This window comes from Pseudoalteromonas sp. CH_XMU1449-3 (assembly GCF_037027245.1).
Lineage (GTDB): Bacteria > Pseudomonadota > Gammaproteobacteria > Enterobacterales > Alteromonadaceae > Pseudoalteromonas > Pseudoalteromonas shioyasakiensis.
Map to the genome: position 1 here is coordinate 19,269 of NZ_JAYMDY010000005.1, position 24,418 is coordinate 43,686.

Consider the following 24,418-nt stretch of genomic DNA (forward strand, 5'->3'; position numbering starts at 1 on the left):
CATCATGACGCTATTAATCACTGCTCAGACCAGATAAGGTGACATCGTGCTTTTTAATTCAACCGACAACTACATTGCCAGTAACTCATTAAAACAAGCCGTTAACGCAGCGATCTTGCTCGAAAAGCCGCTGCTAATAAAAGGTGAGCCCGGAACAGGTAAAACCATGCTAGCCGAGGAGCTTGCAAAAAGCTTAAACACCACACTAATTCAGTGGCACATCAAATCAACCACTAAGGCGCAGCAAGGCCTGTATGAATATGATGCGGTATCGCGCCTTCGCGACAGCCAGTTAGGTGATGAGCGTGTGCACGATATCAGCAACTACATTGTAAAGGGGAAATTATGGCAAGCCTTTACCTATGGTGAGCAACATAACAAACGCCCTGTGCTATTGATTGATGAAATCGACAAAGCCGATATTGAATTTCCCAACGACTTGCTATTAGAGCTCGATAAAATGGAGTTTCATGTTTATGAAACCGGCGAGCGAGTTATTGCAAAGCAGCGTCCGATTGTGATCATTACGTCAAATAACGAAAAAGAACTAAAGTTGGCGATTAATTAAGACTCTTACAGTTGCTACTTTACTTTTAAAAAAATAAGACCTATAGTTTGACTGAACTTTTTGATAAGGATTGTCAAATGAGTATTGATGATTTTACAACGATAGATGTCGATGTTTTATCTTTCCCGAAGCTTGTCACTTCAGTTGAGTCTGAGTCCGGCGAAATACAACTCAGTTTAAAAGAGTCATCTAAAAGAAAGAAAAAACTGACGACCATCCTTGGTAGAAATGGCTTTCCACTTTACCCACATACTCAATTCCTGTATGCACAGTTGCAAGAAGGAAATAAGAATACCTCATCTGAAGCTTACGCTTTATTATCTTTCCAGCGTTTCCTCCACCTTATAAATAAATCTTACACTTCTCTTACACGTATCCCTGAAGAAGGTGTTGCTTGGATGTATGCTGATTACCTGCTTGATAACCTTAAAGAGGTTGATCCAACAACGAACGAAGTAATAAAAAACCCTGATGGATACTCAATTACAACAGCTCGATTATATATGGGTATCGTAATTAAGTTTTATAAGTGGCTGCACACTTCTGGCCTATTTTTCATAACAAGAGAGAAAAGACCATTCGAATTTAAAGAAATTAGATTAAGACTAGATCAATCAATCGACAATAATGATTTACTTGGCCATGTTAAAAATAAGAAAAAAGCAATCCAAGTTCAAACAACTGACTTAATGAAACGTTTTCCCAAGGTGCAATCAACTCCTAGTCATTTGAAACTGAAGCCAATGAGTTACGAGGATAAAGATATCTTTATCACTCATCTCAAATCTGATGAACAATCGAGTTTTACAGATACAAAAGGCCTAATGCTAGAACTTGCAATTGAGACAGGTCTTAGAGTTGAAGAATTGGTATCATTTCCTGAGTCTGGCATCCATTATCCAACATCTGACTCTGAGGTAATACCATTCACAATTGGGCCAGCGAATGGTTGTAAAACGAAATTTGATAAACAGCGCACTATAGAGATCCCTTTCTCATTAATGCTCAGATTGCATGAGTATCTTCACAGCGATGAAAGAATCGAGCTTCTAGCCAAAGGGTTGAAACGACTGAAAAATCAACATGAAGCAAAGATGAACGCCAAAAAGGAAGTGCACTTTGCAAAAGGCGGGATTGAAGAAAATTTCAAAAAAGAGTTATTTGTTGAGGAAAAAAATGAGCACAAGCGATTATTTATAAATAACAACGGCCTCCCTTACAGCAAGCAAACGATACAAAAGTGTATGAGTGACATTCGTTCATTGATTACAAAAAAACATGAAAACTGGTACTACCGTGTTCACGATTTGCGCTCCACATTTGCAACTCATTGGTTAAGAAAACATGCCAGTGAGCGTAACCTAGTATTTGATTTATTAGTGCAAGAGCTCGCTACATTGATGGGGCACGAGTCAACAAAAGAGACTGAGAAATACATCAATTTCATGAACGACCGCCAAGCTAAGCTTAATTTTGCAGCACGCAAAAATAAAGTTGCAAGGAGCGCTCTTAAAAATAGCCTTTCTTTAGGAGGTTAGATGACAAAATTAAGATCTAGCCCTTTGAAAACAGCGTTAAAAGCTGAACAATCTATAACCCCTCGAAACAGGGATGTTGTTGATCTGCATATCTTAAAACAACAATTTAGGTTAAGTAATAATCAAGATGTTGTTTTGGATTTCGAATCGCTCCTTAAACTTGTTCAATCCGACAAGCAAAAATCATACATCATCAACATAGCCGTTCAAATTAAAGAAAGCCTTCGCGATGGTAAATCAAAGGATAGCGAATACTCAATGTTTCAAAGCTTCCTTGTTTATATGAATTATTGCGACGCCAAAGGTATTGATCCGTTTTCGCGAAAAGGGTACCTAAGTTATTGTGGTCGAAGTGGGGAGTTGATGCGCCTTATAGAACTTGCAAACAAACCTCATGCATTTGCATATATGTACAAAGATAATGAAGAGCTTGGTATTAAAGCTACAACGGCTGAAGCGAGACTGGTTGGAATAACAAAAATGTTAGTTCGGGCGAAAACATTTCAAGAATCATGGAGCAGAGATGTTCCAAGGATAACAAGTGATAAGAACCCTACTAAACCTTTTTCTGAAAATGAAAAAAGTAAACTTCTTCGCCGCGTTCAATTCTTGTTTTTTTCCATTTGCAGTGAGTTGTTGGCTAATAAAAAGACAACTATTATTCCCGAAAACATAACGGCTGTCTTAGACGAGCTCGAAAATGGCGAAATATTATCTTTAGAGTTATTAAACAATAAACCAAAAACAGGCGATATCAACATGTCATCACCGTTCAATGTCGCGATGACAATGGGCTATTACCTATTCTGTTACTACAGTAACTTAAACACAACTTCGATAATAAATGTATCTCATCCAATCGAATCATCAAGTTTACAGAAAGAAAATAGAACTACCCGATACACAACCATACGAGCATGGAAAGGCAGAGCGAATAAGCAGGTTGAAGCATTTTTTTCTGATATTGATGACCACGATACAATTGAGAGTAAAGATCTTTACTTTCAGATTGAAAAAACGGATGGGATTACGTTTATCAATGCATTAAGTGAATTGTCAAAACAATACAATTCACACTATCGTAATTCAAAGCATCCGCCATTGTTTTACCTACTTTCATACGAGGGTAAGTTAAAACCTTTTAAGCCTAACAGAACGATCAGTGTAGATTCGATTCTTAGTGTATACAGTGACAAAAAGTCTTTGCATACCCCTTACCTTGTGGAGCGATTTTTTGAAGTTATTGATAAAAAGATCATTACAAAGGTCAAAATATCAAATGGTAGAGTAATAAAAGAAATACATGAACTACGCCCGAAAGACGTAAAACGGACTGCAATACCACTAGCTTTCGCTGCGCTTCGAAGTATGACTAATATAAGCTTAAAGAATATATATATGCCTCTGAAGTATTCGGACATTGATGAAGAGGGCAAAGTTGAAATATCTTTTAGCTACAGCAATGGAACGACTGGAAGCTTTTTTACTGAAAGTAGGTATGTTACTTTTATTCGTCGGCTTGAAAGCTACTCAGCCTATTATAACCCAGTCTTAAAGAGTCAATACCACCCAAATCAAAGATTAACTCCATTTTTACTGCCGCTGGGATATAAATGGCAAACTCATCAATGGGATGGTCCAGAGTTGCCAGTCAAGTTTGTCTTACGGCAAGTGGGCATCCATACCGACGATTATTATATTGGGATAACAGCTCAAAAATTTCGCTCTTCTGGTGCTTCTGATAACTATGACAATGAAAATGGTGGCTTAAGCGTTGCCACATCATTGCTGCAAAATAACATAAAAACACTACATGACCATTACCTAGAAGGTGACATTGTCCAAAACCAAGTAATTGCCAGCCAAGCAATTGAAGTCTTGGAAGAATTTGCACGTTCAGAGTCTATTGATGATGCAAAAAATAGAGTTAAAACAAGAAGAAATATAACAGTCCTTGAATATGATGAGTGGAAAAAACAAAGAGTTGCAACTAATCCCAATGGACTACTTTGTGATGGTAAGCCAAGTGGAGAAGCTCTTAAGGAACATCGCTCTACGTCAACTAGGGCTAAGAGAATAGTTCCAGATGAAATAACTCTAAAATGCTTTCAATATGATAAATGTATTGAATGCAAAAGTGCCAAATTAGTAAATGACGTTCAAAGCGCATACAAGCTACTTTCATTCGTAGAGTTACTTGAAGAATCAACATACTCCTTACCTGAACGAGAGCAGGAGTTGAGCATGCGAGCTGAATCTTTGTTGGATTTAGCTCAAAGCAATTTATCAGCTTCAATACTAGAACTCGCTGAAGAAAAATTGAGTAATGAAGGGCGTTACCCTCTTCACAATGAAGATTTCTTATTATCAATGGAAGGAACTAACTACAATGCTTAAACTTAGAGAAGGCATTAGCTATCAATTTTTATCTACCCCATTTTGTAACAATGACGAAAATTACTACCGTGATAAATTACTTCCGCTGATGAAAGAGTGTAAATGGAAGGAAGTGGGAGCTTTACCTGCATTATTTTCAGCTAATGGAAATTCGGTAAGCTTTGATGAAGATAAATGGGCTGGCGATGTGATTAGCAAACATGAAATTGAAAGCCTCACCTTCACTGTTGATGATAGAAAATTAGAACGCAATATCACAAACGAAATAAAGTCGTTCTCGCTTGCTAGAATATACACAGGTAAAAGTCTCATAAGCTTCGGTTCTATACGAGGAGATGTAAATGTTTTGAAAAAATTAGCTACCGTTATGCTAGAGAGAGGGTTAGATAGTTTTTCAATGCTAAACAATAGAGTGCTGAAAGAGCTCGCAAATGACAATTATGAACTGTTTTCAGATGGTCGTATTCTGTCAGTATTGAACATTATCATTAAGCATTATGATCACTTACCTTTCAGCGTTAACTTCACAAAGCAAACGGCTAGAAAGCTTGGAATCGTTTATCGTCCTAAAAAACAACACTTAGTGATTCCGCCTCGAATTTTTCACAACTTGATTAACGATTATACAGTTCAAATAAATCTCACTTTGCGTCACTTACCTCAACTAGAGTCAGAAATTGAGCGTATGTTGGATATTCAGCAACGTTTTAAAGATTATTTATTCAGATGTCTGCGTGAGGGAGCGTCTTCGGCTCCATTCCCATTCAAAAACATGCAAGTATATGAATATATCCAAGGCCACTTCACACAGAATGGAATTGAGCTAGTCGATAATTTTAGCTCTGAGGTCACTAAGCCTGGTAAATGGGAAGAGCTAATGGAGGAATTGAAGCCTTCTCTGAAGGGGTTTTCTGCTTACAGCGAGTTATCCACATGGAGTTTTGAACCTTTCAAACTCGGTAAGCTTTCATTTGCTACCATCGGTAGCTTTAAAGATTACCTTTTCGAGTTAGATTATAAATGCAAAGCGATGTGTTTAATCTTAAGTGGGATGAGAATTGATGAGTTGAATTCAATGCACCCTGATTTTGGAGCTCAAAGTTATACTTACAATCAGCAAAAAATTCACGTGTTCACCACAAGGCAATCAAAAATTAAAACCGGTATTCAAACAATTGAAGATATATTTGTAACCACTCAGACAGGACATAACGCCTTTAAATTATTGAGTACTATACACCGTCCATACTTAAAAAGAATTAAAGAGCCTTCTGGATTCTTCGCTTCACTTAAAGCGTCAAATTTTTTGACTACAAACACTAAAGCAGGCTGGAACGCGTCATTGAGAGAGAACGTCAATAAATGGTTGAATGCCAATTGTTTGAATCGCTTAACAGTGGACGATGTTAGCTTTCTGCAAACATCAAATCCAGATCAAGAACATAGTGTAGGATTGAATTACAAGTTTACACCACATCAAACACGCCGTAGTTTTGCTTTCTATATGATTGGCCTTGAGTTAATGGCCTTTCCACAGCTCAAAAAACAGTTATCTCACTTGTCGACTGCAATGACTCGGCACTATGCTAATAATGCTACATACTGGGGAAAACTTCGCAATGAGCTTGATGAAGAGCGGGTTCTTCAAAGATCTAAATTGCTTAGCAACGTCTATGAGCGTATTGCCCAAAATGGTCGCATTGCAGGAGGTAAAGGTAAGGCTCTTAAGAAAATAGCTGGAAGCCATAATTATTTCGAATTAGGTGACAATAAGCGAAAACTAGACGTGGGTTATTGGCGCGAATTATTAAAGTCAGGAAAGAGTCATATTCATGCTATTGCCCCCGGGATGTACTGCACTAATAACCAATGTGACATGCGAATCAATGTTTCACTTGATGAATGTGTTGATTGCGAATTCGATGTAATTATGGATGGCTTATATGCAGAGGGTAAGCGCCTTAATGCGCATAGGAACTTATCTATCTTAGATGAGCAAGGTGAGCTAAACAGCAGTGTAGCCTCACAATTAGTGGTTCAAATTAGAAGTTGTGAACGCATATTAAGTGATCTTGAAATACCGTTTGAGCAAATTATCTTGCCTCAAAGTGTTGAAAATTTTCTTATTCCAGATGTTGTTTCAATTTAGGGAGAAATGCATGCCAATTAGAGATGTAAAAAAAGAAAACACAGCTGCCAAAGCTCAAGCCGCAATTACACGGATAGTCGAAGGCACATACACAAACAAAACCCTGAAAAAGAGAAAAAAAGTAAAACTGAATCAGTCTACCGTAGAAATGGAAGCTGGATTAAGCGTAAGTAGCCTCAGAAATCACCCTGATATTCTTGCTTTAATTGAAAATCAAAACAATCCCATGGGTCAAGATAATTTAAGCGCAGATAGCTCTGATATTTATCATCTTCAAAATCAGATAACTAAGCTTAGAAAGCAGAAAAAAGAACTTCAGAAGCAAAAGAGAGAGCTGACCCAAAAGTCTCAATTGGAGTATTCAAAACATCAATCACTAGAAAAAATTAATAAAGAAATTCATGCTGATTATATACAGCTTACGTCTGCATTGTTCGACTTGATACCTCAAGAAGAGCGACAAGACTTGTTTGAGAAACTATCTCAACGCTATTCAAATAACGTGATTCAAATTAAAAAATAGTCAAATGCTTTAACTTTATCTGAAGTAACTCATATCTGATCTATATGTTTCGATAAATAGGCTTGGACTATTCAGAAAGAGCGAAACTCCGGACACAGAATAACAAACGGCGAACACTAGCGAACTTTATTTTTTATTCGAAATCTTTCAGGTTTATCTCTTCGACACGGGTTAAATTGCCGTGCGCTTCTATTTGTTCATCACTTAATGTTTGATCTTCAAACTTTTCAAGTTTAATTGAACGGTTATCTTCTATGATGGTAAAAATTAAAATATCACCGATACTAATTTTACTATCTTCACATAGTTCATTAGGTAGTGGAATCGCTCCGTTTTTACCGACTGTCAAAATCATCAAACAACACCCCAAGTTGTGATTATCTTTCATTATAGAAAAAATTTTTTGTTTGTGTTTTAGACATTTATAATCAAACTAGATAGATCAAGTTAAGGCTTATTCTGTTTATCCCCAACTAAAGCAATACTGCATTTGGAAATAAAATGTTGAGGTATTCCTTAACTTCATCGAACAACTCTTTTTCTGTCGAAGCGACTCGCTCTATGGATACAGAGATCGCTCCTTTTCCATTGTGACTAATGAATGCGTCATCAAACCCAGCTTCATACAGATGGTCGTCAATATCATCCATACTAAGCGATGAGTCACCAATGTTCAGATGAATTGTGATTTCAAATAATTCCATACTTTTACAATCCGTATGTTCTTTGTAATAGCTATCAAACTTAGCTTGAACTCGCAGCCAGAATTCGTCCGGCATACCTGTAACCATTCTCAGCTTGCTTGCTAAAGCCCTATTAACCCGAACATCTTTGTTCAGAAAGCCATTAAATTGCTGCTCAGTGATACCTAAGCTGACAATTAAATCTTTATTGTCTAGGCCATTTGCTTGAGCTTTGGTCAAATATAAGTTTTTGAAGATCGTTGCAGGGTGCAGTGTTTGCTTGTTGTTAGGGACATTCACAAAACCGCTCGTATCAGTATCTCGTTTAAAAAAACTTAAACCCTCTATTAATGCGTCAATGTCTATCCTTGGTGGCGAAGATATTTTTGAATTGGCACCGTTGATTTGTTCAAGTTTACTCTTGCTTCTTTTTCTTGAAGTAAAAACGTCAACTCCAGGGTTCTTTAATGAAGTATTTTTAAATGAATTGGATTGTCGTGGTTTGCTTTCTTTTGCCATATCAGAAAATATCCAAAGCTTTTCTAACAAAGGCTAACATAACTATAAGAGAAAGCAGTATTTCAATAAGATTTAGATCAGAATCAAGCCTTAATTAAGTGTCTAGATCTAAATGAAGCCTTATTTCAATATGCAGATCAGAATGAAGCCTTAATTAAGTATTTCGACCAAGATGAAGACTTCTAAGAGGGGGTTATTATTCGATACCAGATAAATATGGAATTTGACTTTTCTCACATATGTTATAGCATTGAAGAAGTATTAACTGACCTTAATACTTCTAAGCTGTGCTTGATTGCGTGGCCTAGAATCACAAATTTCTTAATTAGACATAGAGCAATGTCACTCTTTTAACAAACAACAATATGTTGTTTTGGAGCTTTGCTATGTCTGAAAACCTTGATTCAAAATCTCATTCTGAGTGCCCCCATCTAACTGTCCAAGACTCAACCCCTTCCATTGTTCATGATATATGTGCAGTACTTGAAGAAAAGGGCTTAGACGAATGCTACATTGCAGAAAAGATGGAGGTATTTGAAAATGTTGATACAAACCTTAGGGCTCTGGCCAAATCCCGCTTTCTGGACTTGGAGGGCCGCATGATGCTGGCCAAGCGCATTAAAGTAACCCTAACACAACTCGAAAACTTCTATGAAGTAAGTAGCATGTACTCCTAGAAATAAAGTAAAGTCATTAAGTTAAGGGGCTGGTATAAATTCATTTATAGTTGATTAATGAAGGAAATAATATGCAAATGTTTAGTCCTCCACACCCTGGTGAAAGCTTGGATGAATTGTATTTTAAACCCCTTAATTTAGATGTGAACAGCACTGCTGCTAAGTTAGCTATTGAACCAATTAAATCAAATATTAAACGGAAAACGCGGCGTTACTCCTATAATACCAATTAAGCTAGCAAAGGCCTTTGGTGGAACAGCGTTGCCGTGGCTTAATCAGCAATCAAGTTTTGATCTTTGGCATGCGAAACAAGAATACTCGGCTAAAGATGTTAGAGTTATTTATAAACCTCGCTAGTCGAGGATACTAGAATCAAGCCTTGATTCTGATCTAAATATTGATATTTTAATTTCGCATGTAAAATAAACGGTCGTTTAATTTACCATCGTTAACCTCACGATATATGTCTCAATTGGCTTGCCTAAGCGTAAAACAATCCGTAAAGTAATCAAAGTAAAGTAAACCTACCTTTGATTTTAGGATTATGATGAAAATCGGCTATGCACGAGTTAGCACGGACGAACAATCAGAAAGCGCTCAGCTTGATGCTTTAAAAGCGGCAGGCTGTGAGCGTATATATAAAGAAAAATGCAGTGGTAGATCAAAGCAACGACCAGAGCTCGAACGTATGATAGATACATTGCGAGCTGAAGATGTTGTAGTCGTTCAGCGATTAGATAGGCTTGGTCGTAGCTTAAAGGACTTAATTGAGTTACTTGATGGTTTTAAATCTGAGCAAGTACATTTTATCAGCCTTAATGAAAACATAGACACAACAACGGCTGTTGGTGAGCTAGCGTTTCATATGATCGGTTCAATTGCTCAATTTGAACGTAGATTAATATCAGAAAGAACCAAAGCAGGTCTTGAAGCTGCGAGAGCAAGAGGCCGCAGAGGTGGTAGGAAACAAAAGCTAACATCTACTGATGTAAAAAAAGCACATGCAATGTTGCTCGACCCAGCTATGACCAAAGCTGAAGTAGCCAAGCACTTTAATGTGAGCCGGCCAACATTAAATAAAGCGCTAGAAAATAGTTAAAAAATTAATAGAAATATTTTATTAGGCAAACGCCTATCAGGGACAAAATAATAATGTTTGAACAAACGTTTAAAAATATCGATGACATTCTTCATAAAGATGCTGGTTGTTCTAGCGAATTAGATTACACAGAACAAACTTCATGGATGTTATTCCTAAAGTACCTCGATGATTTAGAACGAGCTAAGTCACAATATGCAGATATGGACGGAGAAGATTATCAGTTTATTATCGATGAAGAACACCGCTGGAGCAGCTGGGCTGCGCCCAAAAAAGCCAATGGTGAGTTTGACCACGATAATGCCCTTACCGGTAGCGATCTTATTGATTACGTAGACCAAGAATTATTCCCTTACCTTAAGTCATTCAAACAGCGGGCCGACAGTCCAAACACTATTGAGTACAAAATTGGCGAAATATTTGGTGAAATCAAAAATAAAATTCAAAGCGGATATTCGTTACGCGACGCATTAGAAAAGGTCGACGAACTACGTTTCCGCTCACAAGAAGAAAAACACGAACTTTCACATCTATACGAAGTGAAAATTAAGAACATGGGTAACGCTGGTCGAAATGGTGGTGAGTACTATACGCCTCGCCCCCTCATTCGTGCCATGATTGATATCTTACAGCCACAAATAGGTGAAACCATATACGATGGTGCCGCAGGATCCGCGGGCTTCTTGTGTGAAGCGTATGACTACCTTAGGCAAGGCGGAGCAGAAAAGCGTAAACTAAAAACAGATGAGCTTAAATTTCTGCAAGAAAACACATTTCACGCAAAAGAAAAAAAATCACTGGCGTATGTAATTGCCATAATGAATATGATCCTACATGGTATTGAAGCTCCGAACGTTATTCATACCAATACCCTTTCCGAAAATTTGCAGGACATCACCCCAAATAACCAGCACGATATTATTTTGGCGAACCCTCCATTCGGTGGCAAAGAGCGAAAAGAAGTGCAGCAAAATTTCCCTATTAAAACGGGCGAAACTGCATTTCTATTTTTGCAGCACTTTATGAAATCCCTTAAACCGGGCGGCCGTGCGGCAATTGTTATCAAGAATACTTTCTTGTCGAACGCTGATAACGCTGCTGTAGCGTTGCGTAAAGAGTTATTAGAAACTTGTAACCTGCATACTGTGCTTGACTGCCCTGCCAAAACCTTCTTGGGTGCTGGTGTAAAAACCGTGGTGCTGTTTTTTACCAAAGGTGAGCCCACGCAAAAAACATGGTTCTACCAACTCGAACCAGGCCGTAGTTTGGGTAAAACTAACCCGTTAAATGACGTTGACTTAGAAGACTTTGTCGAACTACAGAGAACATTTTCCGACTCATCTAAGTCATGGTCTATTAGTAAGAGTGAGTTAAGTGAGTCTACATGGGACTTGTCAGTTAAAAACCCAAACGTGGAAGACAAAGTAGCTTTAAGAGAGCCGTCTGAAATTATTGAAGAAATCATAGCTCTCGATAAGAGATCTGAAGTTATTCTGGCGGACATTCAAAAGGTATTCCGCACATGAGAGTCGTAAAACTTAAAGATTGTTGCATCATTAAACCACCAAAAGCTGAAGCTAAAAAGTTACTCAACGAAACAGATATGGTCTCGTTTGTACCGATGAATAATCTAGGTATAAATAGAAAAGACCTAGTTTTGGACGAGCAAAAGCCACTTTCTCAGGTGACTGGAAGCTATACCTACTTTGCCGACAATGATGTCTTGTTGGCGAAGATAACACCGTGCTTTGAAAATGGAAAACTAGGTATCGCGAAAGGCCTTACTAATGGTATTGGTTTTGGTTCTAGTGAATTTATTGTATTTAGGCCCAATAAAGAATTGCTTGCGGAATATTTGTACTATTTTTTGCTTAGGCCCATTTTTCGGGAAGAAGGTGCAGCTGTAATGACTGGAGCTGTGGGTCATAGGCGAGTCCCAAAAGAATTTATTGAGCATACTGAAATACCTTTACCGTCTATAGAAGAGCAAAAACAAATCGTCGCAACTCTTGATCAAGCCTTTGCTGACATCGATAAAGCTCGGGAAACCACCGAAAAAAATCTCGACAACGTTACAGAGCTTTTTGAAAGCTGCTTGCAACAAACATTTAGAGGCAATCATGAAGGATGGGTTACGAATAGTTTAAAGTTAATCACATCTAAAATAGGTAGTGGTGCTACGCCTAGAGGAGGCAAGGCAGCATACAAAAGCGAAGGAATCTCTCTCATACGAAGTATGAATGTTCATGATAGGCAGTTCATGGAGAAAGATTTAGCTTTTATAGATGAAAACCAGGCTTCAAAACTAAGTAACGTCGAATTAAACGAAGGTGACGTGCTACTCAACATAACTGGTGCATCGGTGGCTAGATGTTGCTTAGTACAAAAAGAGTACCTTCCTGCAAGAGTTAATCAGCACGTTTCAATTATTCGCGTTAGGCCAGGAACCATAAGGCCTGAATTATTATGCTTTTTGTTAACTTCAAAATATTACAAAGACTTGCTTCTTGGCATAGGTGAAGCAGGCTCAACTCGACAAGCGATAACAAAAGCCCAAATTGAGTCGTTTGAAATATCTTATCCAATTGAGCTTAAAGATCAGCACGACTTCATTAACAAGCTGTCTACTTTGGAGGCTAATGTCCTCAAGCTTAAATCAATTTATCTAGGTAAAATTGAAGCCCTGAGTGAATTGAAAAGCTCACTACTCCAAAAAGCCTTTACTGGCGAACTCACACAAAGCAAAGGAGCTGCTGCCTGATGTTTATCCCGAAGAAGAAAGCTAATCGCAACGAGGCAGAAACACGTGCCGACCACATTGATCCTCGCTTAGAGTTTCATGGCTGGGGAAAAGACACCGATAGCCGTATTCGTCGGGAATATCCAATTACTCTTGGCCGAATACTAGTCGGAGGCAAACGTACCAAACCACTGAGTGCAGACTACTTACTTATATACAAAGGCCAGCGCCTGGCCGTAGTGGAAGCAAAAAAAGAAGGTCTAAGTTACGCTGACGGCGTTCGTCAAGCGCTAGACTATGCCAAGCGCTTACAGTGCAGGTTTGCCTATGCCACTAATGGTCATGAGATTTACTTAATAGACATGCTAACAGGTGAAGAAGGTCTAGTAGACAACTACCTTTCACCTGCTGAAATGTATGCACGAATTATTAACGAAGAACCCAATGACACCCCAGATTTCAAACGGGTATGGCAAGAGCGCTTTGCTGCTATTCCTTTTGAAACTAAGGGGGATTGGCAACCACGTTACTATCAAGAAAATGCAATTACCAACGCATTGAATGCGATATCTGCGGGTAGTCCAAGAGTACTACTTACGTTAGCGACAGGTACTGGTAAAACTTGTATCGCTTTTCAAACCTCTTGGAAGCTGTTTCAAAGCCGCTGGAGTTTAACAGCACAAAAAAATCCAGATGAGGCAAAGCGCCGTCCTCGTATTTTATTTCTAGCGGACAGAAACATACTAGCTAATCAAGCATTCAATGATTTTGGTCCATTTGGTGAAGATGCAATTGTGCGGATTACCCCAGCAGATATTAGAAAACGCGGTGGAGTGCCTAAGAACGCAAGTGTCTTCTTCACTATCTTTCACACCTTGATGAGTGGGCCAAACTCCGAGGTTGAAGAAGACGATGAAGCTGAGTTAGTTGAAGATGAAAATGCGTACTACAGACAGTATCCACGTGACTTTTTCGACTTAATCATTATTGATGAATGTCACCGTGGTGGTGCTAGCGACGAGAGCACCTGGCGGCGCATCATGGAATACTTTGAGCCTGCGGTGCAGATTGGATTAACAGCAACTCCTAAACGCCGAGTGAATGCCGACACTTATCGCTATTTTGGCGAGCCTGTTTATAGCTATACGTTGAAAGAAGGTATTAACGACGGTTACTTAACACCATTTAGAGTGTTTCCGATTGTCGGCACTATGGATGAGTATGTATATACCGAAGGTGACGGTGTGGTAGTTGAGGGTAATCCAGAGCCGGGGCGAGTATATCGAGAAGGCGACTTTAACCGTATTATCACCATCCCCGAACGTGAAGAAAAGCGAGTTCACTATTGGATGGATGCATTCAAGCCCAATGAAAAAACCATCGTGTTTTGTGCCACTCAAGAACATGCAGGACGCGTGCGCGACTATATTAATCAATATGCTAAACATAAAGGATGGACGACAAATAACAGCTATTGTGTGCGTGTTACAGCTAATGATGGCCAAGCTGGTGAAAATGACTTAAATACATTCTCAGACAACGAGAAAACCATTCCGACCATACTAACAACCTCTAAAAAGCTCTCTACCGGTGTAGATGCTAGAAACGTTCGCAATATAGTGCTGATGCGTCCATGTAACGACATAGTTGAATTTAAACAAATCATCGGGCGTGGTACGCGGATGTATGAAGGGAAAGACTTCTTCACCATTTATGACTTTGTTAAAGCACATCATAATTTTGCTGATCCCGAGTGGGATGGTGAGCCATTACCACCTCCAGAATTATGTGATGTCTGTGGAGATAACCCTTGTAGTTGCGAACAGGCACCATGTGAGGTTTGTGGCTTTTCTCCTTGCAATTGCCCTCCCGAACCATGTGGCGTATGTGATGAAGAGCCATGTATATGCTTGCAGCCACCCTGTGAGCAGTGTGGTGAGAGCCCATGTGTATGTGTACCCGAACCATGCGGGGTATGTGGTGAAGAGCCATGTATTTGTAACCGAACTGAGAAAATTCTCATCAAATTAAACGATGGGAAAACACGTGAAATTAAGCACATTAAGTCCGCTATGTATTGGTTTGGTGATAAACCTATTACGGCAAAAGAATTTATCGAGCGGTTATTTGATGACTTGCCAAAGTTCTTCGAAGATGAAGATCAGTTAAGGGCTATTTGGAGCGATCCAACCACACGCGAGAAGCTGCTCGAAAACTTAACTGAGGCTGGTTACGACGAGGATAAACTTGAAGGCATGAAAGACCTAATCGATGCCAAAGATAGTGACGTATACGACGTGCTGCGCTACGTAGCGTTTGCCGCAGAAGCCCTGACACGCAAACAACGTGCTTCAACTGCTCATCCAAAAATCAGCGCAACATATGTAAGCGATAAACAGCAACAGTTCATTGATTTTGTACTAGACAAATATGTGGAAGATGGTGTTACAGAACTATCTAGGAAGAAGATGCGCAGCCTAATAGACCTGAAATACGGCACAATCGATGATGCAATCGCCGAATTAGGCCAGCCTTCAGTAATCAGAGAAACCTTTGTCGGGTTTCAGAGATATTTATATGAGTAAGGAAAATTTGAATGGAATCAACAGAGTTATGTTTGCCTGATGCTTTTATATCTAAAAGCAATGAGATAATTAAGCCCCCATTTGAGCACGGATATTATTCAATCAGCTCTACTTATAGGGAGCATTCAAAATTAGAGCGAGAAAATAACAATGAAGCACTAGCAAATGCATTAGACCTTGCTGCCGCTATTTGTTCTATGGTGCTTAAGCCAGACAGTGCCAATGAACCATTTCTGCCATTTATACGATTGGAAGGTAAGCGTTCCGCAATTGCTGATGACTTTAACACTGAACAATTATCTTTCATTGAAAATGTATTAGTAGGTATTGAAGATCATTTAGTTAAAGCTCGGTTTGCAGATTTATTGTGGTTGTGTGTAAACCCTAAAAAAGTATCCCATGTTCGTACAGCTATTGAAAGTTACCTAACTCTTCCTATCCACCCAGATACTTGGCATTCAGATATCGGGGACTGTTGGAAAAGGTGTATCAGGCTAGCCAGACAGATTAGAGATACAGACTCAATAGAAAATATCGAAAATACATTACAGTCAGCACTTAAAAGTGAATATCCAGATAGTTCATTCATGCACCTATGGATTGCAGAAATAATTAACGGTAATGGATTATGTAGAGACCAAATGGAACCATTGGCAGAGCTACTATTTGATAAGGCTAAAGACTTTCATACAAATCTAGGTTATAGAGAAGCTAGAGAGTATTTATCTCTGTCTGAACGTATTTTTAAATCGTTAGGTAATGAGGAAAGTTGGCTAGATTGTTTATTGATAGCAGCTGACTGTTTTGAATTAGAAGGTGACTCTAAGGCTGGAAGTAATGCTCCTAGCCAGATGGTTGCGAATTCATTTTATGAAAATGCATTACAAGCATATCGAAGAATACCTATTGCAAGAAGAGATGAGCTGGGAGTAACTGAAAAGCTAAAGTCGATAAGAGATAAAATCACCGAAGCAGGTTCAGGTTCATTAGGCGAAATGGCCCTTATAAAAAGCCCAGGAATTGATATATCAGAGCTAGTTATTGGCGCAAGGAAACACGTTGGGCAAAAGGAAACTCTAGAGCTTGCCTTGCTGTGTTTTACAGGCTTTTCTGTTCAAAAATATCAAGATTTACGCCAAAGGACAGTTAAGAACATTCAACAATTTCCGCTCAGTAATTTATTCGCAGGAACCCATATGGCGGGTGATGGAAGAGTAATTGCTAAAACACCAGCTATCAATTTCGATATTGATTCACATCAGAGCGAAAAGTCCATTTTTAATAAAGTTGTTCAAACTTTTCATCAAGACATGCAATTAACTGTAGAGGGACAAATCATTCCCGCCTTAAATCAAATATTGTCTGAGTTCAGAGTAACTAAGGAATATTTAAGATTAATTTGTTATCACTCACCAGTTGTACCTGAAGGAAGAGAGTACCTAATGGCCAGTGCACTATGGAGTGGTTTCGAACATGATTTTGGGAATGGTATTCATTTATTGGCTCCACAAGTAGAGCATCTTGTAAGGATGATTTTAAAGAGCGAAGGAGTTCATACCTCAAATATCGATAGAGAAGGTATTGAAAATGAAAACGGGCTAACTACATTGCTAAATAACGAACGAGCTGAAGAAATTTTAGGAGAAGACTTACTGTTTGAACTAAAAGCAGTATTCACCGAGTCAGTGGGGCCTAATCTACGTAATGAAGTTGCTCATGGTTTACTTAGCGATGGAAGCTCAAGTAGCGTAGCCAGTGTATATAGTTGGTGGATGATTTTACGGTTAGTTGTTCGGTCTCTTTATAGTGCCGAGAAAGAGTAGGAAATAGGATATGGACATTAAAATTAACAATTGTAATAGCATCAATACAGCAGATATTTCAATTGCACTAAATAAACTAAATATAAAATTTGCTCCGAATGGAACAGGCAAAAGCACTATTTCTAAAGCAATTTTGTTCGCTTCAATGAATGATGAGGCGGATTTGGCTAGCCTATTACCTTTCAAGCTTCGTGAAGATAATCCAGATAACATTCAACCTGAGGTTATTGGAGTGGAGCCTGACTTTAAAGTGCTTTGTTTTAATGAGGAATACGTAAATAAATTCACCTTTCAACCCGATGAGCTAGTAAATAATAGCTTTGATATATTTATTCGAACTGATTCTTACAAAGAAAAAGAAGAAGAAATACAAGGGTTTATACAAGAAGTGCGAGTGCAATTTGACAATTCACCTGATCTAGATGCTTTTTTAACTCATCTACAAGAGTTGTCTAGTGCGTTTAAAGTCACAGCTTCTGGTAGCTTAGCAAAGACATCTACAGGAGCTAAAGCACTATCAGGTGCCAATAAAATTGATCATATCCCTAAGGGGTTAGAGTCTTATAAGCCATTCATTCAAAGTGAAAAGAGTGTAACTTGGGTTGATTGGCAATCAAAAGGACACAATGAATTTTCTCATTTGTCTGAGTCATGTCCATTTTGCACAAACGATTCAACTGACCAAAAAGCAATAATTGCTCGGGTTGGAGATGAATACGATAAAAACCTCATTAAGAACTTGGTGAAAATAGTCAGTGTGATTGATGAGTTAGGCGAGTATTTTTCTGATGGTGCACTTGAAAAATTAACCGTTATAAAATCTTTAGAAAATGGGCTAGAAAAAGAGCATGAAACATTCCTCGTAACCGTCAAATCTCAAATAGATGATTTGGTGCTAAAGCTTACAAAGTTAAAAAGCCTTACCGGCTTTGACTTTGAAGATGGCGACAATGTTAGAGAAAAGCTAGATGCCTATAAGATTGACCTTCAATTTTTCGATGTATTGAACTCTGATAAGACAAAAGAAGCTATTGATACTATCAATCAGTCAGTTGATGGATTAATACAGAAAGCAGGCCCATTGCAGGGAAAGCTTAATCAACAACGAGCCGAAATGAGGCGCCTTGTTGAGAAGCATCAACAAGATATTAATGACTTTCTGACTTTTGCAGGGTATCGCTATCAAGTACAAATTGTAGGTAAAGGAGAACAATCACAACTAAAACTGCGTCATCTAGATCTCGCAAGTCACCTTAGCGGAGGTAGCCAGCACCTAAGTTTTGGCGAGCGGAACGCTTTTTCAATAGTGCTTTTCATGTATGAGTGTATTGCTAAAAACCCAAACCTGATAATTCTTGACGACCCTATTTCATCGTTCGACAAAAACAAGAAGTACGCCATTATGCAAATGTTATTTCGGCGTGAGGCTAGAGAATGCTTCAAGGGGAGAACTGTTCTAATGTTGACGCATGATGTTGAGCCCATCATTGACACTTTGAGGTCAGTTAGAGGGCAATTCAACAACCAAGTATCGGCTGCTTATTTGCAACTCAAGAATGGGGAAATTAGGGAACAAAGAATCAATAGCGATGATATTAAGACCTTTGTGCAAATATGCGAACAAATATTGCAAAGTAATATCGACCCAATCATAAAACTAATCTACCTGCGTAGACGATACGAAGTTTTAGGTGACTTAGGTGATGCTTATCAAGTTCTTTCCAACATATTTAAGAAGCGCATTGAGCCTGTAGATCACAGAATAGAGTCTGTTGAAGGTGAAACTCAATTGATGCATGCAAATGTTCTCGGTACAGGTGTAAATGAAATATGTGAATTTATACCTGTTCTTGCCACTGAGTATGATGCTCTAGTGGCCATGTTTAATGATGGCGAACATATAAAAGGCTTATATCATGCAAGCACTAATGGCTACGAAAAGCTCCAGTTAACCAGAATCCTATCGGACATTGATGGAATTAGAAACTCAGTCATTCGAAAGTTCATTAACGAAACTTACCATATTGAGAATGAGTTTATTTTTCAGTTAAATCCTACTCAGTTTGACTTAATTCCCGAATATGTCGTGAAAGAATGTGACAAAATAATTGCTGATGTATAGGGTAAATTATATAGGAAGTATGGATAGGCACCTATAAATCCCCCACAATAGTTAACCAAATAATGAATGAGAAAACGATGTCTCGAAAAAAATTTATGGAATATCACGGAGCTACAAATCGAAACGACCGCTATGGATGGGCTTTTGTAAATCATGCCGATAAAGTAGTTATTTTTGGTGCTTGGGATGTTCATACTGAACCTGACAGGGCGCTAATAATGTCCACGAATTGGGAGCGAAATGAGTTAGGGCGAAAGCAAAACGCTTATGGCGAAGCTATAGAGTATATTGGACTCGTTGAAAATGAAGGTTATTCGTTAAAGACATTCCCTATGATATTGGGAGAGGAATATGACAAAAAAACAGGAACAACAAGAGCAAAGATAAAAGATTACATCGCAGTTGTCTCAGATATGTCTCTTGAGGTTATAAATGGAGATTACTACGCTGTTGGTAATCATGATGTTAGAGTTTCTAAAAAAGCGCCGTCGAGCGTTGCTCAAGACGTAACTGACATATTCGACACAATAGTTGAGAAGACTGAGCGGGAAAGTATGGTTTTAGCTCGCATCGGTCAAGGTAAGTTTAGGCAAAATGTTATAGACGCTTGGGGTAACGGTGAAAGTTGTGCTCTGACCCTTACGAATATTCGTGAAATGCTGATCGCATCACATATAGTTCCTTGGTCGAAATGCAACAGTAACGAACAGCGGCTTGATGGTGCAAACGGGATATTGTTATGTGCCCATATTGATAAACTTTTTGACGCGCACTTACTAACTTTTGTTAAACAAGGCTCAAAATTCATTTTGAAACTATCGTCTAAGATTGACCCATCCACACTAAAAGGCCTGGGAATAGAGGCTGGCTACGAGTTATGTACCGACAGGTTAAGTAATTTACACCGAGAACGATTTGAAAACTATATGGCTGAGCATAACAGTCAATTTTTTATAAAATCTGACTGTTAGCTCCATCGTTTCCATTAAAGATTAATAATCTTTCAGTCGGTTAGATTAGCGAGAGTGTCTACGGCTCATAAAAGCTAGCTTTTCTAGTAGACTAGTGTCTTGTTCATTTTTGAGTAAGGCACCGAATAATGGAATTACATCAGAAGTTTTATTTATCAGTGTTTCTTGAGCCAAGTCGTCTGCTAACAATAGCTTCAGCCAATCAATTAGTTCAGATGTAGATGGTTGCTTTTTTAGTCCATCTATTTCTCTTAACCCAAAGAATACCTCTAAAGCTTCAGTCAGCAAATTCTGTTGAATATTAGGGTAATGAAGGTCTATGATCTTAGTCATTTCATCGCGAGTTGGGAAATTAATGTAATGAAAAAAACATCGCCTCAGAAATGCAGGGGGTAGTTCCTTTTCATTATTACTTGTGATGATAATTATTGGACGTTGCTTTGCAACGACTTCTTTTTTTAATTCGTAGACATAAAAACACATCTTATCTAATTCAAGTAATAGATCGTTTGGAAACTCGATATCGGCTTTATCAATTTCATCAATTAATAAAACAGGTTGTTTATTTGATTCGAATGCTTCCCAAAGCTTCCCCTTAACTATGTAATTGCTAATATCATTGACCTTTTCATCGCCAAGTTGACTGTCTCTTAGGCGAGAAACCGCATCATACTCATAAAGACCTTGTTGCGCTTTTGTCGTTGATTTTATATGCCATTGAATCAACTCTGTGTCTAATGAATTAGCTAACTCCTCTGCAAGCCTTGTTTTTCCGGTACCTGGTTCACCTTTAATTAATAGTGGTCGCCCGAGTGTCATTGCAGCATGGACTGCGAGTTGAAGCTCTTCAGTAGCTAAGTAGGTATCAGACCCTTTAAATTTCATTTTTCAATAACCTTAATTCCTACAAGATTTGATGATTATACACTCCTATGTATACAATTGAATGCATTGTGAAAATGTAAAATGTACAATCAGAAACATATTGGGTTGAAAAAATAAGACTTAAAAACAGTTTTTTTAACTTTAAATTAAAAAATAAGACTTAATGGGAATTTTCTAATGTTAGCGGCTTTTGATTCACCTGAAACCCACGTATTTATTGGGAATGATAAGTTTCAGTCTTACTTTTTGTCTTTATTACCCCCCAATTTTAAATTCTTGCCAGATGCCTTTTTACGTCGTTGTTTTTTCCATTACATTGATTTCCCTAGTAGTGAAGAAATGGCACAAATTATCGATGTGCATCACCCGCATGTTAAACAAGATTTAGTTCGCCAAGCACTTGAGGTGTTCTTTAATCTACGTGAAGTTAATGGCATTAAGAAAAAACCATCAACCAGCGAATTGCTTGATTGGTTAAAACTGCTGATGGCTGAAGATATAGACGCTAAAACACTGCATGATAAAAGCCAAAAAGGCGGCTTAATGCCAATGTTTGGCGCGTTATTAAAGAACGAGCAAGACATTAGCTTAGTCGAAAAACTTGCGTTTATGAGCCGCCGTTAATATGTTAATTGCGTTTTTCTTCAAGCTTCGAGAATACCGCTTACCTGTTAGTTTGCGAGAGCTACTTGATTTGATCAATGCGCTCAAGCAAGGGGTTATTTTTGCCGACGTTGACGCGTTTTATTATTTGGCGCGTACCATCATGGTAAAAGACGAAACCCACTTTGATCGTTTTGATAAAGCCTTTGCAGATTACTTTAGTGGCGTGGCCGACCTTGATCTGCTCGAAAGTTTAAAACAGCAACACGACTTGCCTAATGATTGGCTACGCAAAGAGTTTGAAAAGCACCTAAGCGAAGAAGAAAAAGCGCAATTACAAGCCATGGGCGGTCTTGATAAACTCATGGAAACCCTCAAGCAACGCCTTGAAGAGCAGAAAAAGCGCCATGCAGGGGGCAATAAGTGGGTGGGTACCGGTGGTACTTCACCATTTGGCGCCTATGGGTATAACCCTGAAGGTGTGCGTATTGGTCAAGACGGTAACCGACATCGCCGTGCGGTAAAAGTATGGGATAAACGCAGCTACCGAAACCTTGATAGTGACCGTGAAATCGGCTCGCGCACCATTAAACTCGCTCTAAAAAAACTGCGTAAATTTGCCCGTACTGGTGCAAGCGATACTCTCGATTTAACCGAAACCATCCGCGCAACTGCAAAGCAAGGCGGCATGCTCGATGTAAAAATGGCACCTGAGCGCCACAATGCAGTAAAAGTATTGATGCTGTTTGATATCGGCGGTTCTATGGATGATTACATTCATACCTGCGAAGAGCTATTTAGCGTCGCTCATAGCGAATTTAAGCACCTAGAGTTTTACTATTTTCATAACTGTTTATATGAGCATGTTTGGCAAGATAATCAGCGTCGTCACTCAAACGTAATTGATACCATGACCTTGATTAACAAGTTCACCAGCGACTACAAGGTGATCTTTGTTGGCGATGCCACCATGGGTCCCTACGAAATCGCCTACCCCGGTGGCAGCGTTGAGCATTGGAATGAAGAACCCGGCAGCGCTTGGCTAAACCGCATAACTAATCACTTTGATAAAGTCGCTTGGCTCAACCCGCAACCCGTTGAACACTGGCGCTATTATCAATCAATTGATTTTATAAAGCAGTTAATGGACAACCGTATGTACCCACTCACGCTAGATGGGATTAGTAATGCAATTAGGGAGTTGAGTTAGAGCCGTCAAACAGCATAAAAACCGAGACATGAATGTAAAGTTACAATTGTTTATAAACACAAATAACTAAGCCCCTTCTCGATCAGCTATAAACTGACGGCTGAAAGCTGACAGCTCCCTTTACATTACCTTCCAAACCAAAAACACCAGCGCAAAGCCCACCAAATAAACCAAGCCTAGCCAGCTTAGGGTGCGTAATAAAGGTGAGTGATGAATGCTGGGTTCTGAGCGTACTAAACTAAAGTTCAGCCATGCAAATACGGGAGTGGTTACAAAAGCGAGGGTCATAGCAAAAGTCAGCATTGGGCCAAGGGCTGATTTAAAGAATAAAATCACTGCCATACCTGCAAATGCTTGTAGTAATAACCACATGTTTAAACTGTGTTTAGATTGTTTAATCGGTAGCAGTTTATGCGACTCATTTAATGTTCTGGCGTAGCCATCAAGCACTGTTAGCGTAGTGCCAAACATACATAAAAAAGCGATACCTGAAACCAGTGGCCTTGCCCACTCGCCCATAGTGAGGGCATACATATCAATTAGCTGCTTTGCAAAAGCAACTCCACCTAATTGCACTGCTTGTGCTTGGCCATATTGTACTAACACACCTAATGAGAAAAACACTAACGCAAGTGCTGCGGTAAGCCAGTAGCCCAAATTAAAATCAAACAAGCCTTGTTGCTTTGTCACGGCTTGTTGATGCTGCTTTTCTTTTAGCCACAGTGAGCTGATTGCTGATATTTCAATGGGTGCAGGCATCCAGCCCATGAGCGCGACCATAAAGCCAAGCATGACAAGTTCATACGGCGACGGGCCTACATAGTCAACCGGTGCCATTGGGCCATTATTAATAGCGACAACTAGCGCAGCCACGGTTGTAACCGTTAACAGCCCCATAATGAGCTTTGAGACATTATCGAGCGCCTTAAAGTGCCCCAACAACAAAATAAGCAAACACACAGCTAAGATCAGCCAGCATAATAAGGTTACAGAAACAGTGACAGGTAATGCATAGTGCAGCAGACTTGCCGTTAATAATAAAACCCCTGCAGTATTTACTACCGCAGCGACAATATTAAGCGCAATAAAACTATAGAAATACCCCGGCCCTTTTTGCTTGTAGCCCTCAACTAAACTTTGTTTGGTCGCAAGGGTGTACTCCATGCCAAATCGAAAGAATGGGTACTTCAATACGTTTACTACAATGATTAGCCAAAATAGCTGCCAGCCGAATAATGATCCTGCTTGTGTTGATGCTACTAGATGTGAGCCACCAATGGCGGCTGTAGCCATTAAAATTCCCGGCCCTAATGCATTTAATTTAGA

At 39.0% G+C, this 24,418-nt stretch carries 17 protein-coding genes and 2 pseudogenes; 15 read left to right on the forward strand and 4 right to left on the reverse strand.

The genetic code is table 11. The annotated features are described in order from the left end of the window. Window positions 1-46: 46 nt before the first annotated feature. From WA256_RS07815 to WA256_RS07835, 5 genes and pseudogenes are all read left to right on the forward strand, one after another. Window positions 47-550: pseudogene (locus tag WA256_RS07815) on the forward strand (AAA family ATPase); the annotation flags it as partial. 95 nt (window positions 551-645) lie between these two features. After that, on the forward strand, window positions 646-2,106 hold the full coding sequence (locus WA256_RS07820; protein ID WP_287201644.1) for a tyrosine-type recombinase/integrase: 1,461 nt from the start codon (window positions 646-648) through the stop codon (window positions 2,104-2,106). After that, window positions 2,107-4,503 (forward strand): hypothetical protein, encoded by a 2,397-nt coding sequence (locus WA256_RS07825; protein WP_287201646.1) that lies wholly within the window; start codon window positions 2,107-2,109, stop codon window positions 4,501-4,503. Then, on the forward strand, window positions 4,496-6,652 hold the full coding sequence (locus tag WA256_RS07830) for a hypothetical protein (RefSeq protein ID WP_287201648.1): 2,157 nt from the start codon (window positions 4,496-4,498) through the stop codon (window positions 6,650-6,652). The genes WA256_RS07825 and WA256_RS07830 overlap by 8 nt, the downstream gene beginning before the upstream one ends. 10 nt (window positions 6,653-6,662) lie before the next feature. Continuing rightward, entirely contained in the window at window positions 6,663-7,175 is a 513-nt protein-coding gene (locus WA256_RS07835; RefSeq protein ID WP_287201651.1) for a hypothetical protein, read from the forward strand. A 133-nt stretch (window positions 7,176-7,308) separates the two neighbouring features. Here the strand turns inward: WA256_RS07835 and WA256_RS07840 are convergent, their stop codons facing one another. Continuing rightward, a complete protein-coding gene (locus tag WA256_RS07840; protein ID WP_287201654.1) occupies window positions 7,309-7,530 on the reverse strand; it encodes an AbrB/MazE/SpoVT family DNA-binding domain-containing protein in 222 nt (73 codons plus the stop codon). A 118-nt stretch (window positions 7,531-7,648) separates the two neighbouring features. Next, complete coding sequence (locus tag WA256_RS07845; protein ID WP_287201657.1) at window positions 7,649-8,377, reverse strand: helix-turn-helix transcriptional regulator; 729 nt, start codon at window positions 8,375-8,377, stop codon at window positions 7,649-7,651. Between the two features lie 386 nt (window positions 8,378-8,763). Between WA256_RS07845 and WA256_RS07850 the strand changes: the two genes are divergently transcribed. The 8 genes from WA256_RS07850 (at window position 8,764) to WA256_RS07885 (ending at window position 20,394) form a co-directional block, all read left to right on the forward strand. Next, window positions 8,764-9,054, forward strand: coding sequence for a hypothetical protein (locus tag WA256_RS07850; RefSeq protein ID WP_287201659.1), 291 nt, complete (start codon window positions 8,764-8,766; stop codon window positions 9,052-9,054). 547 nt (window positions 9,055-9,601) lie between these two features. Next, window positions 9,602-10,153: a recombinase family protein gene (locus WA256_RS07855; RefSeq protein WP_287201692.1), complete on the forward strand. Its 552-nt coding sequence runs from the start codon at window positions 9,602-9,604 to the stop codon at window positions 10,151-10,153. A gap of 53 nt (window positions 10,154-10,206) precedes the next feature. Further along, a complete protein-coding gene (locus tag WA256_RS07860; RefSeq protein ID WP_287201663.1) occupies window positions 10,207-11,679 on the forward strand; it encodes a class I SAM-dependent DNA methyltransferase in 1,473 nt (490 codons plus the stop codon). Then, window positions 11,676-12,914 carry a restriction endonuclease subunit S gene (locus WA256_RS07865; protein ID WP_287201665.1) on the forward strand — a complete coding sequence of 413 codons (1,239 nt, stop codon included), beginning with the start codon at window positions 11,676-11,678 and terminating at the stop codon, window positions 12,912-12,914. Before WA256_RS07860 ends, WA256_RS07865 begins: the two co-directional genes overlap by 4 nt. Then, window positions 12,914-15,478, forward strand: a complete 2,565-nt coding sequence (gene hsdR / locus WA256_RS07870; protein ID WP_287201666.1) for an EcoAI/FtnUII family type I restriction enzme subunit R — start codon at window positions 12,914-12,916, stop codon at window positions 15,476-15,478. Before WA256_RS07865 ends, hsdR begins: the two co-directional genes overlap by 1 nt. A gap of 11 nt (window positions 15,479-15,489) precedes the next feature. Beyond that, window positions 15,490-17,301, forward strand: a complete 1,812-nt coding sequence (locus tag WA256_RS07875) for a DUF4209 domain-containing protein (RefSeq protein WP_287201667.1) — start codon at window positions 15,490-15,492, stop codon at window positions 17,299-17,301. 10 nt (window positions 17,302-17,311) lie between these two features. Beyond that, entirely contained in the window at window positions 17,312-19,423 is a 2,112-nt protein-coding gene (locus tag WA256_RS07880; protein WP_287201670.1) for a hypothetical protein, read from the forward strand. 77 nt (window positions 19,424-19,500) lie between these two features. Next, on the forward strand, window positions 19,501-20,394 hold the full coding sequence (locus WA256_RS07885; protein WP_335990340.1) for an HNH endonuclease: 894 nt from the start codon (window positions 19,501-19,503) through the stop codon (window positions 20,392-20,394). A 45-nt stretch (window positions 20,395-20,439) separates the two neighbouring features. Here the strand turns inward: WA256_RS07885 and WA256_RS07890 are convergent, their stop codons facing one another. Next, window positions 20,440-21,279, reverse strand: coding sequence for an AAA family ATPase (locus WA256_RS07890; protein WP_287201675.1), 840 nt, complete (start codon window positions 21,277-21,279; stop codon window positions 20,440-20,442). Between the two features lie 264 nt (window positions 21,280-21,543). Here WA256_RS07890 and WA256_RS07895 point away from each other — a divergent pair. Both WA256_RS07895 and WA256_RS07900 read left to right on the forward strand, forming a co-directional pair. Further along, window positions 21,544-21,903: pseudogene (locus tag WA256_RS07895) on the forward strand (AAA family ATPase); the annotation flags it as partial. A 1-nt stretch (window position 21,904) separates the two neighbouring features. Beyond that, window positions 21,905-23,092 (forward strand): vWA domain-containing protein, encoded by a 1,188-nt coding sequence (locus WA256_RS07900; protein WP_335990342.1) that lies wholly within the window; start codon window positions 21,905-21,907, stop codon window positions 23,090-23,092. 120 nt (window positions 23,093-23,212) lie between these two features. Here the strand turns inward: WA256_RS07900 and WA256_RS07905 are convergent, their stop codons facing one another. Then, a complete protein-coding gene (locus tag WA256_RS07905; protein WP_442961422.1) occupies window positions 23,213-24,385 on the reverse strand; it encodes an NRAMP family divalent metal transporter in 1,173 nt (390 codons plus the stop codon). Window positions 24,386-24,418 lie beyond the last annotated feature (33 nt).